Annotated in this window: 11 protein-coding genes and 4 tRNA genes; 4 read left to right on the forward strand and 11 right to left on the reverse strand. The window is 68.9% G+C overall.

All coding sequences use genetic code 11. The features are described 5' to 3' along the window. The 10 genes from tuf to G4D83_RS15480 form a co-directional block, all read right to left on the reverse strand. On the reverse strand, positions 1-880 hold an 880-nt coding region (tuf, locus tag G4D83_RS15435), incomplete at its 3' end, for an elongation factor Tu (RefSeq protein ID WP_163865520.1). A 17-nt stretch (positions 881-897) separates the two neighbouring features. Next, positions 898-973, reverse strand: a tRNA-Thr gene (locus G4D83_RS15440). 26 nt (positions 974-999) lie between these two features. Then, positions 1,000-1,075 (reverse strand) — tRNA-Gly (locus G4D83_RS15445). Between the two features lie 9 nt (positions 1,076-1,084). Further along, positions 1,085-1,168 (reverse strand) — tRNA-Tyr (locus G4D83_RS15450). Between the two features lie 77 nt (positions 1,169-1,245). Further along, positions 1,246-1,318: transfer RNA gene (locus tag G4D83_RS15455), tRNA-Thr, on the reverse strand. A 135-nt stretch (positions 1,319-1,453) separates the two neighbouring features. Further along, positions 1,454-2,257, reverse strand: coding sequence for a 23S rRNA (guanosine(2251)-2'-O)-methyltransferase RlmB (gene rlmB, locus G4D83_RS15460; RefSeq protein ID WP_163865521.1), 804 nt, complete (start codon positions 2,255-2,257; stop codon positions 1,454-1,456). Between the two features lie 5 nt (positions 2,258-2,262). Beyond that, positions 2,263-2,712: a hypothetical protein gene (locus tag G4D83_RS15465; RefSeq protein WP_163865522.1), complete on the reverse strand. Its 450-nt coding sequence runs from the start codon at positions 2,710-2,712 to the stop codon at positions 2,263-2,265. A 63-nt stretch (positions 2,713-2,775) separates the two neighbouring features. Beyond that, positions 2,776-3,777: an ATP-grasp domain-containing protein gene (locus tag G4D83_RS15470; protein WP_163865523.1), complete on the reverse strand. Its 1,002-nt coding sequence runs from the start codon at positions 3,775-3,777 to the stop codon at positions 2,776-2,778. An 84-nt stretch (positions 3,778-3,861) separates the two neighbouring features. Further along, positions 3,862-5,151 (reverse strand): adventurous gliding motility lipoprotein CglB, encoded by a 1,290-nt coding sequence (gene cglB / locus G4D83_RS15475; protein WP_163865524.1) that lies wholly within the window; start codon positions 5,149-5,151, stop codon positions 3,862-3,864. Positions 5,152-5,404: 253 nt separating this feature from the next. Continuing rightward, positions 5,405-5,797 (reverse strand): hypothetical protein, encoded by a 393-nt coding sequence (locus tag G4D83_RS15480; protein WP_163865525.1) that lies wholly within the window; start codon positions 5,795-5,797, stop codon positions 5,405-5,407. An 82-nt stretch (positions 5,798-5,879) separates the two neighbouring features. Between G4D83_RS15480 and G4D83_RS15485 the strand changes: the two genes are divergently transcribed. The 4 genes from G4D83_RS15485 to hrpB all read left to right on the forward strand — a co-directional run bounded on the left by G4D83_RS15485 (position 5,880) and on the right by hrpB (position 11,779). Further along, positions 5,880-6,536: a HEAT repeat domain-containing protein gene (locus G4D83_RS15485; protein WP_163865526.1), complete on the forward strand. Its 657-nt coding sequence runs from the start codon at positions 5,880-5,882 to the stop codon at positions 6,534-6,536. A 49-nt stretch (positions 6,537-6,585) separates the two neighbouring features. After that, on the forward strand, positions 6,586-7,290 hold the full coding sequence (locus tag G4D83_RS15490) for an HAD family hydrolase (protein WP_163865527.1): 705 nt from the start codon (positions 6,586-6,588) through the stop codon (positions 7,288-7,290). Between the two features lie 71 nt (positions 7,291-7,361). After that, complete coding sequence (locus tag G4D83_RS15495; RefSeq protein WP_163865528.1) at positions 7,362-9,179, forward strand: hypothetical protein; 1,818 nt, start codon at positions 7,362-7,364, stop codon at positions 9,177-9,179. A 35-nt stretch (positions 9,180-9,214) separates the two neighbouring features. Then, positions 9,215-11,779, forward strand: coding sequence for an ATP-dependent helicase HrpB (gene hrpB, locus G4D83_RS15500; protein WP_163865529.1), 2,565 nt, complete (start codon positions 9,215-9,217; stop codon positions 11,777-11,779). Here the strand turns inward: hrpB and G4D83_RS15505 are convergent, their stop codons facing one another. After that, the gene (locus tag G4D83_RS15505) at positions 11,780-12,256 is read right to left on the reverse strand and encodes a GNAT family N-acetyltransferase (RefSeq protein WP_163865530.1); all 477 of its coding nucleotides are present in this window, start codon (positions 12,254-12,256) and stop codon (positions 11,780-11,782) included. Positions 12,257-12,294: the final 38 nt, after the last annotated feature.

Below are 12,294 nucleotides of genomic sequence, written 5' to 3' on the forward strand. Positions count from 1 at the left end.
CCTGCCCGCGCTCCATGTCCTCGCGCTTCAGACCACGCACCAGCGCGCCGATGTTGTCTCCCGCCCGGCCCTCGTCCAGCAGCTTGCGGAACATCTCCACGCCCGTGACGACGGTCTTCTGCGTGTCGCGCAGACCGACGACTTCGACTTCCTCGCCGACCTTGATGATGCCGCGCTCGACGCGACCCGTCGCCACCGTTCCACGGCCGGCGATGGAGAACACGTCTTCCACCGGCATCAGGAAGGGCTTGTCCGTCGCGCGCTGCGGCGTCGGGATGTAGCTGTCCACCGCCTCCATCAGCTTCAGGATGGCGCCCTCGCCGACTTCGCTCGTGTCACCCTCGAGCGCCTTCATGGCGGAGCCAGGGACGATGGGAATCGAGTCGCCCGGGAAGTCGTACTTCTTGAGCAGGTCGCGAACTTCCATCTCGACGAGCTCGCGCAGCTCGGGGTCGTCCAGCAGGTCGACCTTGTTCAGGAAGACCACGATGTACGGAACACCGACCTGGCGCGCCAGCAGGATGTGCTCACGCGTCTGGGGCATCGGGCCGTCCGCGGCCGAGACGACGAGAATCGCGCCGTCCATCTGCGCCGCGCCCGTGATCATGTTCTTCACGTAGTCGGCGTGACCCGGGCAATCCACGTGAGCGTAGTGGCGGTTCTTCGTCTGGTACTCCACGTGCGCCGTGGAGATGGTGATGCCGCGCTCACGCTCTTCCGGCGCCTTGTCGATCTGGTCGTACGCCAGGAACGTGGCGCCGCCGGTCTTGGCCAGCACCTTCGTGATGGCCGCCGTCAGCGACGTCTTGCCGTGGTCCACGTGTCCGATCGTGCCGATGTTCACGTGGGGCTTGTTACGCTCGAACTTCTCCTTGGCCATGACACTCCTCTAAAAAATGGAGCCCTGAACCAGGATTGAACTGGTGACCTCATCCTTACCAAGGATGCGCTCTGCCAACTGAGCTATCAGGGCTTGGCGATGCTATGAACTACAACGTTTGGAGCGGGAAATGGGATTCGAACCCACGACATTCAGCTTGGAAGGCTGACGCTCTACCAACTGAGCTATTCCCGCGTTGCCGAGTGGAGGGAGATGGATTCGAACCATCGAAGGCGTAGAGCCGGCAGATTTACAGTCTGCTCCCTTTGGCCGCTTGGGTATCCCTCCGCATTTTTTGCTGCCAACTGCGTACTGCTCCCCATACTGCTCGTCTCGGGCCCTCATCCGCGGCCCCCGTCCTGCTTGGCCGGCGGCGGGACTTGAACCCGCGACCTACTGATTACAAATCAGTTGCTCTACCGACTGAGCTACACCGGCACTCATCGGCTGCTGCCTACCGCCCTACCCCACCTGCACCGAACCCGTCAACCACCCGACTCCGATGTGCGAGGCGCGCCCTTTTAGAAGTCCCCACCATCCAAGTCAAGGGGATTGATCCCAGATGATGGCCGACTAACGGGAGGCGCTCCCCCGCTGCCGGGCGACCTCGTATAGCAGAATGCCGGCCGAAACGGACGCATTGAGTGAACCGACCTGACCCGCCATCGGAATCCGCAGGCGGTGGTCGCAGTGCTTGAGGACTCCCTCCCTCACGCCCGCCCCCTCGGCCCCCACCACCAGGGCCAGAGGCCCGTCCAGTCGGGCGCTCCACATGGGCTCGGTCGCGTCCACGTCCGCCGCCGCCACCCAGAGCCCCGCCTCCTTCAGCTGCTCCAGCGCGCGGGAGATGTTCACCACGCGGGCGATGAGGCAGTGCTCCACCGCTCCCGCGGACGCCTTCGCCACCGTTCCCGTGACTTGCACGGCGCGGTCCTTGGCGATGACGACTCCATGCGCGCCCAGCGCGTTGGCCGAGCGGATGATGGCGCCCAGGTTGTGCGGGTCCTGGATGCCGTCGAGCACCACCACCAGGGGAGGCCTCTTGCTGGCCTCGGCCGCGTCGATGATGTCCTCCAGCTCCGAGTACTTGAAGCCCCGCAGCTCGAGCACCACGCCCTGGTGGACGCCGCCGTCGGCCATGGCGGCGAGGCGCTCGCGCGACACCTTCTCCACGCGGACTCCAGCGTCCCGGGCGCGGCTGAGCAGCTCGCCCGCCGCCTTGGCGGCCAGTTGCCCCTCCACGATGAACAGCCGCTCCACTTCTTCCGGCTTGGCCCTGAGGGCCTCGAGGACCGGATTGACGCCATAGACGTGACGCGCCGCGGAGTCCCCGCCATCGCGCTCGCCTCGACCACCCTTGGGGGGACGCTCACGCATGGGAACTAGAGGACCTCGACGGGAACGGAGAACGTCTTCTGCTGGCGGGCGCAGATCTTCTCCGTGCAGATGAAGAAGACGAGCTTCGCGTCCACCGTGCCCTTGCCCGCGGCCGTGGCGGAGAACGGAACCTCGAAGCGGGGGTCCGCGAACTCCTGGCCCGCGGCCTTCTTCGCGACGGAGTCCTCGCGCCCCAGCTTCTCCTTCGAGACGGCGACCTGGGTGCCCTTCACCTCGAGCTTCAGCGGGGCCTCTTCGGAGACATGCGCGCCGGGCTTCGTCTTCACCGAGAGCACGAACATGCCCTTCTCACCCGTCTTGACCTGGGTGGAGGAGCCATCCGTGGACACGTCATAGAGGCTGGCGGGGTCCACTTCATCGGCGGACGCCGGGGCCGACCAGACGCAGGCCACCAGCAAGGCGGCGACGGAGGTGAGGCTTCGGATGTGCGACATGGCGGGTCTCCTGAGAGCGGGTGCTGCCTATCATGCCTGCGACGTCGGTCACCCGCTTTCTCTTCACGCGCCCCCTGCTCCGCTCGTGGGCGTGCGACTCGACTTCTTCCTGCGCGGCGCAGGGGAGGAAGGCAGGCCCGGCGCGGGAATACCTCGGGGCGGCAGGAGGTCTGGCATGGACACCGGCTCCGCGCCCGCGACCAGTTCCTCGGCGCGGATGATGATGGGCGTGGCCAGGTCCATGCCAGTGACAGCCTCCATCTCCGGCAACGCGGGGGAGCTGTTCACCTCGAAGACCTTCAACTGCCCCTGGATGTCCAGCAGGTCCACGGCCGCCACTTCCAGCCCCACCAGTCGCGTGGCCTTCTCAGCCGTGGCGCGCTGACCAGGGGACAGCTCCATCGCCTCCAGCCGAGCCCCCTTGATGAGCGTGTGGGCGAGCCGACCGGGACGAGGCCTGCGGCGCACCGCGGCCACCGCCTTGCCCCCGACGACGAGCACGCGCACGTCCTGGCTCGTGCTCTTCACGTACTCCTGCATCACCAGGTTGTGGCCCAGGCCGAGCACCGCCTCGAGCGCGGCCTCCAGGGACTGGAGGCTCTCGCAGACCATCACTCCGTGGTTCTCCTGCCCCTGAAGCAGCTTCACCAGCACGGGCACCCCGCCCACCAGCCCCACCATCTCCTTCAAGTGGGCGGCATCCCGCGCCATCACCGTGGCGGGAATGTCGATGCCGTGTGCGGACAGCAACTGCAGCGAGCGCATCTTGCTGCGCGACTGGGCGATGGCCTGGGCGTGGTTGACGAGTGGCACCCCGCCCAGCGCGAACTGGTTCACCACCGCGAGCCCATACATGTTGATGGACTGGGCGATGCGCGGCAGGACGACGTCCGTGGGCGCCAGCTTCTTGCGGTCGTAGTAGAGGGTGGCGCTGCCCCCGTCCAGATGCATCTGCACCCGGAGCGGGTTGAGCACGCGCATCTTGTGCCCCCGCGCGCGGCCCGCCTCGACAAGACGCCGAGTGGAGGGAATGGAAGCGGACCGCGAGAGGAGGGTGACTTTCATGGGCAGGGGACGACGACCGGGCCGGAGGCGAGGGGACCTATAATCCCCGCACCCTCCCGGGTAAAGCCGCCCCCGGCCGCCTGCCTAGCGTTGACGGATGGCGCGAATCTCGATGCTGATGGGCGCTTCCGGACGGGAGTTCTTGATGCGCTCGCACGCCGCGCCGTTGAAGAGCACGCCGTCGTCCGTCAGGGCCCAGGTCCCATCACCCGCCAGGGTGCGCTCACCCTCGATGTAGACGACGACCAGCTTCGGGTCCGAGGGACGCTGCGGGCCCTTCAGCGGAATCAGGCAAGGCTCCGGGTTGATGACTTCCTTGCTGATGCGCTCCAGCGCCTCGGCCAGCTCCGTCTGGTTGCCCGCCTGGTAGAAGGCACGACCGCACAGGCCCGTCGCCGCGATGCACGTGTCGTTGGCACCACAGGCCGTCGCGTCATCCGCGCAGGAGCGGGCGAAACCACCCGCCGCCGCCATGGACTGGAGCACCACCGGGCCATCACCAGACGCCGTCTCGGCGCCGAAGCCGATGACGATGGTCGTGATTTCCTGGGCCTTCAGCGCCTGCACGGCCTGCACGGAGGCGTTGGTGTCGAGGCAGCCACGACGTTCAAAGGCCGCGCCGCTCGTGCCGCAGGCGCTATTGCCAGCGACGGTGCACTTGCAGAGCGCGGGCTGCTCAACGCCGGAGTACTCATTCTCAGCGTTGCAGTTGGGAAGACCGTCCGTCAGGAGGATGACGAAGTTCTTGCGGTCCTTGACCTGCAAGGCGGGTATCTGCCCGATGAAGTTCAGGCTTCCACTGGTCGGTGTTCCACCGAAGGGCCTGCCGGTGCCGCTGTTGGGGATGCCCTGGATGATGTCGTTGATGGAGTTGGCGTGCGCCAGCAGCGAGGCATCGTCCTCGACGATCGGCAAGTCCTTGCGGACCGAGTTCGAGGAGGCACTGGTGCAGGACTCGATGCTCGAGGAGGTCTCCGTGGCCTGGGGATAGGTCGTGAGCGCGAAGCGGACATAGGGACCGCTGTTCGCGAGGAACTGGGGCACGGCCGCCTGCAGCTCCGACCACCGCGTGGGGCAAGTCGCCGTGGGGCACGGGTTGGTGTTGCCACACAGCGTCAGCGGGCCAGTGCCGCGATCCGGCACCTGGCAGGACGGCCGCGTCGTATCCACCGGGAGCGTCATCGAACCGGAGACGTCCACCAACATCATGATGTTGGGCTTGCTCGACAGCGCGGTGATGGTCTCCTCGACCGTCGTCTGCGCGATGGCGAGCGGCTCCACCGGCTCGAAGTCGTAGGACTGACAACCCGCGGCGACGACACCCGAGAGGGCGCCGAAGACGAGAGCGCTCAGGAGGGGCAACTTGGCGCGCATAGGTGATGAATTCCTTCTGCTTCTCATGGGGGGACGCGGAGCTCCGCGCGGCCGGGCTCTTCAGGGGACGGCTTGGGGGAAGAGTAACGCGTGACTCCCCTCGGAGGCTACAGCCTCAAAAGACAGGGTGCATCAGGTTCAACCCATACTGCGAGGTTACAGCAGGAGCCGATGGGCCCCGCTCGGCAGGCACACACCCGGTGTGGCGTGGACGACATTGGCGCCTGCCTGGCTCCTCCACCGGGCGGATCACCTAGAGCGTCAGCGTGCGCGCCCCTTGCGTCAGCCGCCACAGCGAGGCGAGGCCCATCACCTCGTCCAGGGGGCCCTGGAGTGACTCGGGATCGAAGCCGCACAGGCGCACCGTCGTGTCGCAGGCGATCAGCTTCGCGCCCAGCGCCCTCGCCTCCTCCAGCATCTTCAGCGGAGGAGTCACGCCCAGGGATTCCCCTCGCGCGTGCTCTTCACGCTCCCGCTCGCTTTCGGGCTGACCGAAAGTTCCACCCACCCAGGAGCGGAGCGCGTCGAAGGCGAAGACGAAGTAGACCTCGTCGCCCATCGCCACGGCGGTGATGCCCATGGAGCTCGCCTGAAAAGCCGGCTCGTACGTGGCGTGCTGCAGAAAGAAGAAGACGCGTCCGGCCATCAACGCGGCACCATAGCGGGGTTCGAGTCGGAGCGGGCAACCGGCGTATAACCCAGGACGTTCCCCTGCTCGAGGCGCCCCCATGACAACACCGACCTCGCCGCCACCTCGCCATCCCTACGCTCCCCTCCCCTCACGGGGCCGGCAGTGGTGGCATCTCCTGCTCGGAGCGGGACTGCTCGCGAGCTCAGGGAGCACCGCGCTCGCGTACTCGCACGGCTCGGGCGAATCACCCTCGTCCACCCCTTCCGCTCCCGCCCCGGTCCCACCGGTTGACCTGCGGGAGCAGGTACTGACGTTGCTGGATGCCTCCCAGGGGCCGCTTCGAGAGGAGCAGTGGCGGCGGCTCGGGCCACAGGCGGTTCCCGTCCTTCGCTCGCTCGTGGTGGACGGCGCGGTTCCCGCGTCGCGTCGCGAGCGGGCCATGGCGTCACTGGCTCTCCTCGACCCCCAAGGCGCGCCTGCCATCCAGGGAGTCCTGGAGGATCCGCGCGCTCCCGCTGACGTCCGCGCCAGCGCCGCGGGAGCCCTGGCTCGCTGCCTGGGCACCGAGGCCATCCGTCCCCTCGCGGCGCGACTGGTGGACCGTGAGGACCCCGTCCGGGAGGCCGTGGCCCTGGCGCTCGGGCGACTGGGCGGACAGCAGGCCCGTCAGGCACTCGAGGAACGCATCCCCCTGGAGGAACGCCCCCTCGTGCGCGAAGCACTCCAGCGAGGACTCAGCCTCGCGGAGCCCTGAGCGCTCTCGACGTGACTCGGGGCTCGCGTCGGCCCTGGCCTTCCGTTAGATGGGGACCATGCGCCCCACGGTCCTCCTGTTCGATATCGATGGCACCCTCGTCACCACCGGCGGCGCGGGACGCCGGGCCATGGACCGCGCCTTCGAACAGCTTCACGGTCGCCGCGATGCCTGCGACTCGTTCCATATGTCCGGCATGACGGACCGGGGCATCGTCCGCACCGCCCTGCGCATCATCGGCGTCGAGGACACCGAGGCCGCCATCGATGCCGGCATCGCCGCCTACCTCGCCTACCTCGCGGACGAAATCCAGAAGGTCGAAGACGCGCGCTACCGCGTGTTTCCCGGCATGCGCGAGGCCGTCCTCGCCGCGCGCGGTCGTCGTGGTTTCGCAGTGGGCCTGGGCACCGGCAACGTCCGCGACGGCGCGCGCCTGAAGCTGGAACGCGTGGGCATCCATGACCAGTTCGCCTTCGGCGGCTTCGGCTGCGACCATGAGAACCGCGTGGAGCTGATCCGCCGAGGCGCCGAGGCCGGCGCGGCGACGCTCGGCGTCCCTCGCGAGCAGTGCCGGGTGGTCATCATCGGGGATACTCCCAAGGACGTCGACGCGGCCCTCGGCATCGGCGCGGAGTGCATCGGCGTGGGCACGGGGACCTTCACCGCCGAGGCCCTCTTGCAGGCCGGCGCCCATGCGGCCTTCCCGGACTTCTCGCACCGCGAAGCCCTTCCGACGCTGCTCGGCGGAAGCTGACCCTTCCGCCCGCGCTCGGAGCCGAGCCCGGGCTGTGGTATCTCCCGCCGCCCTTCCGAGGAGCCCCGCGCATGTCATCCACGCTCGAGTCCTATGAGCTCATCCGCTTCGCCGAGGCCTTCGAGGGTCGGATCGCGACCGCGGGAGAGATGCTCGCCGGCCGCCCCGGCCTGGAGGCCGAGAAGAGCTGGCTGACCACCGCCCTGGAGCTGGTGCGCACCACCCGCGCTCCCTCCGCTGGCGTGGTCGACCGCGTCAAGGACCTGCCCGAGCTGGACGAGGCCCGGGAGGAATACGCCTTCCATCAACAGGGCCTCTGGGTCGATTCCCTGGAGAAGCTGCACGCGGGCATCACCTTCACCGCCAGCAGCCGCGCGCCTGTCATCGAGGCGCTCTTCCCCCACCTCAAGTTCGCCCAGCTCCGACGTGCGCCTCGAGAAGTCGTCTTCGAGTACGCCACGTCCTACGAGCGGCGCACCCGCAGCTCCTACGTGTCGCGCATCTTCGCTCGCGAGGACTTCGCGCTCGTCCGTCCCGTGATGGACCAGGTCGCCGCCGCGCATGCCGCGTGGCGCGCCAGTCATGAGCCCGCGCCACTCTCGCTCGAACAGGAGGCCGTGCTCCGCGAGGAGCTGGTGAACCTGGGTCGCAAGCTCGAGGTGGCGCTGCGACAGGCGCGACTGCTCTCCGAGGCCGCGCTCGTCCCCGTCCCCAGCGTCCATGAAGCCGCGGCGCTCGGACTCAAGCCCAAGCGCAAGGCAGGTCGTGGGCTGGCGCCTTCCGATGACGGACTGAGCGCGCTCGACCTCGAGCCCTCGGACTCCATGGAGCCCACCGAGGCCGAACTGGCGGAGGTCGCCGCCCTCGGTTCGTCCTCCGATGACGAGGTGCCAACCCGTCCGCCGCACGCGTCGAACAGGGGTGCTCTTCTCGATGGGGAGGCGGTCGACGCTCGCGTGGCGCATGGCAAGGAATCGGCAACGGCCGGACCTCACGATGGCGGCACTGACGCTGCTGGCTCCGAGGAACTGGCAACGAGCGAGCCAGAGACGTCGGTGGATGACGCCGAACCCGGCCAGGGTGGCGCTCGCGGACGCAAGCATGAGGCGCACGTCAACGCGCCCGTGGGCAAGGACACCTCCGATTCTCAGGGCGAAGCGGCTCCGTCCCCTCAAGAGTTCGAGGAGCCGCATAGCCGCGAGGATGAGCGCGGCAACGTGACGGCGGAACCTCGCGAATCGGCGCCTCGTGGACGCAAGCGTGAGCCGGGAGAGGCTTCCTCCTCTGGCGATGGCAGCACGAACTCGGCGGAGACCTCACGTCCCGGCTCGGGTCGCGGACGCAATCGCGTCGCGGAGGCGGCCTCGACGTCGGGCGAAGCGTCCGGCCCTTCAGAAGTGGATCGAGGACGCCGTGCTCGCGATGAGGACTCGCCTCCAACCACCAGCGACACCTCCAACGCGGCAGAGGGGTCACGCGCACAACCGCCTCGCGGACGTACTCGCGACGCTGGCTCACCTCCTAGCGCTGGTGATGCTTCCAACGAGACAGAGGGCTTACGCGCACAACCGCCTCGCGGACGCGCTCGCGACGCGGGCTCGCCTCGGCGGACCGCCGCCGATACCTCCAACGCGGCAGAGGGTCCGCGCGCGCAGCCTGCTCGCGGACGCACTCGCGACGCTGGCTCGCCTCCAACCGGCAGCGATTCCTCCAATGGGGCGGAGCGCTCACGCGCGCAACCTGCTCGCGGACGCGCTCGCGATTCCGGCGCTCCCCCTTCGTCGGATGACTCGGCCGCTCCGGCCCCCTCGCGTGCCCAGGCTCCCGCCGTCCGCAAGAAGAAGGGCGTGACGTCTACGCCTGGCGCGGCGGGAACCGAGACCCCCTGAGCGAGCTTCGGCTCGCGCGTTAGAGGAACCCGGACATGGCGGACGCAGCCCTTCCCATCGACCCGCTCCTTCCGGACATCGTCACCACCTTGCGCGGTGCTCGTTCGCTCGTGCTCGAGGCACCTCCCGGCGCGGGCAAGACGACGCGCGTGCCTCGCGCATTGCTGGAAGCGGGGCTCGGTGGAGGCAAGGAGATCGTCGTCCTCCAGCCGCGACGCCTCCCCACCCGACTCGCCGCCCAGCGTGTGTCCGAGGAGATCGGCGAGCGCGTGGGCGACACCGTCGGCTACCAGGTCCGCTTCGAGGACGTGCGCAGCGCCAAGACACGCCTGTCCTTCGTCACCGAGGGAGTGCTCGGACGCCGCCTGCTGTCCGACCCCACCCTTCGCGACGTGGGCATCGTCGTGCTCGACGAGTTCCACGAGCGCCACCTGTCCGCCGACATCTCCCTCGCGCTGCTTCGCCGACTGCAAGAGACTCGTCGCCCCGACCTCAAGCTCGTCGTCATGTCCGCGACCCTGGAGGCCGAACCCGTTCGTGCGTACCTCGGAGGTTGTCCCTCCCTGCGCTCCCAGGGCCGGCGCTTCGACGTCAGCGTGGAGTACCTCCCCGCTCCGGATGACCGACACCTGGACCTGCAGGTCCTCTCCGCCATCAAGCGCCTGTTCACCAACGGAGTGGATGGCGACGTGCTCGTCTTCCTCCCTGGCGCCGGGGAGATTCGCCGCACTCGCGACGCCTGCGCGGAGTTCGCCGAGCGCCACGACACCAACGTCCTCCCTCTCCACGGCGACCTCTCTCCCGCGGAACAGGACCGCGCCGTTCGCAAGAGCCCGCGCCGGAAGATCATCCTCTCCACCAACGTGGCGGAGACGTCCGTCACCATCGACGGCGTCTCCGTGGTCATCGACACGGGACTGGCTCGCGTCGCCAGCCACTCACCCTGGTCCGGCCTGCCCACCCTCAAGCTGTCCAAGGTGAGCCGCGCCTCCGCCATCCAGCGCGCCGGACGCGCGGGCCGCACCCGCGCCGGCCACTGCATCCGCCTCTATACCCAGCATGACTTCGACGGCCGCCCCGAGCAGGAGGCCCCCGAAATCCGCCGCATGGACCTGGCGGAGACCGTGCTCTCCCTGCGCGCCTCCGGCGTCGTCGACCTCGGCGCCTTCCCGTTCTTCGAGCCTCCTCCCGCGGCCTCGCTCGACGCGGCGGAGACCCTGCTTCGTCGACTCGGCGCCGTCGACGCGAAGGGCCTCGTCACCGACGTGGGCCAACGCCTGCTGCGCTTCCCCGTCCACCCCCGCCAGGCCCGCGTCATCGTCGAAGGCGAGCGCCGGGGCGTCGGCGCCGAGGCCGCCACGCTCGCGGCCCTCATGGGCGAGCGGGACATCCGCCGCGAGGCTCGCGCCAACCTGGGCGGAGGTGGACGCGCCGCCGCGGTCGTCAGTGGCCCCTCGGACCTGCTCGAACTGCTGGAGCGCTTCCGAGAAGCCGAGCGCGCGGGATTCGCCTCCGGCCGGCTGCACTCACTCTCTCTCGAACAAGGCGCGGTGCAGTCCGTGGACCGCGTGCAGAAGCAGCTTCGTCGCGCCGTGCGTGGCCAGGGAGAAAAGCCCCACCGCGCGGAGGACATCGAGCAGGCCCTCATGCTCAGCGTCCTCGCGGGCTACCCGGACCGCGTCGCGCGCAGGCGGCGGCCTCGCGCTCCCGAGTTGCTGCTCTTCGGCGGCGGCACCGCGTCCCTCTCCGAGCTGAGCGTCGTGCAGGACGCGGACCTCATGGTGGCCGTGGACGCCGAGGAGCGCCCGGGCAAGGGCGCCGTGGTGCGACTGGCCAGCGCCGTGGAACCCGAGTGGCTGCTGGACCTCTACCCGGACACCCTCGAAGAGGTGGACACCCTCCAGTGGAACGCCGAGGCCCGCCGCGTGGAGCGCCTCACCCGCCTCTCCTACGGCAATCTCATGCTCGAGGAGACCCGCGCCCCCGCGCCCGCGTCGGAAGCCACGGCACGGGTGCTCGTCGAAGCTGCGCTCGCCGCGGGCCCCGGTCGCTTCGCCGACCCCGAAGCCCTGCAACAGTGGCGCACGCGCGTGGCCCTGCTCGCCCAGGCCTTCCCGGAGGCGAAGTTCCCCACCGTGGATGACACGTTCCTGCGCGACGCGCTCGCATCCCTCTGCTCGGACGCGCGCAGCTTCAAGGACCTGGAAGGCGTGTCCCTCATCGACGCGCTCTACGCGCGACTCAACTCCGAGCAACAGCGGCTGCTCGCCACCCACGCCCCCGAGCGCGTCACGCTTCCCGGTGGCCGCGGCGTCAAGGTGAACTACGAGCCGGGCAAGCCGCCCTGGGTGGAGTCACGCCTGCAAGACTTCTTCGGGTTGGCCCAGGGGCCCAGCGTGTGCGCGGGCCGCGTGCCGCTCGTGCTGCACCTGCTCGCGCCCAACATGCGCGCCGTTCAGGTGACGACCGACCTGGCGGGTTTCTGGGAGCGGCACTACCCGGCGCTGCGCAAGGAGCTGGGCCGCAAGTACCCGCGCCACTCCTGGCCGGAGGACCCGAGGCACGCGCAGCCGCCCGCGCCCCGTCCTCCGCGCCGCTGACTAGAAGCGCTTGCGCATCTCGAGGTGGTCGATGCCACCCTCGAGGAACACGGTGCCCATCTCGGTGTAGCCGTGCTTCTTGTAGAACTCCAGGGCGTAGAGCTGCGCGTGCAGCATGATGCCCTGGACGCCGCGTCGCCGGGCTTCCTCCTCCAGCGACGTCAGCAGCAGCGAGCCCACGCGCGCCTTGCGGTGCGCCTGCAGTACCGCCATGCGCCCTACCTGGCCCCACAGGCCCTGCTCAGCCGAGGGAGGCTGAGGCAGCATCACCAGCCGCCCCGTGCCGATGGCGTGGCCTCCCTGGTTGGCGATGATGTGGTAGGCGTGCGCGTCTTCTGCATCCCGCTCGATGCCCTCGGGGACGTGCTGCTCCTCGATGAACACCACCTCGCGGATGGCGAGCGCCTGAAAGAGCTCCGCCTCACTCTTGATCTGAGTGATGGAGACGGGCGCGGAAGTATCCGTGGGACTGGCCATGTCGAGGGCAAGGTACACAAAAGGACGCGAGGTCAACA

This window comes from Myxococcus eversor (genome assembly GCF_010894455.1).
Taxonomy (GTDB): domain Bacteria; phylum Myxococcota; class Myxococcia; order Myxococcales; family Myxococcaceae; genus Myxococcus; species Myxococcus eversor.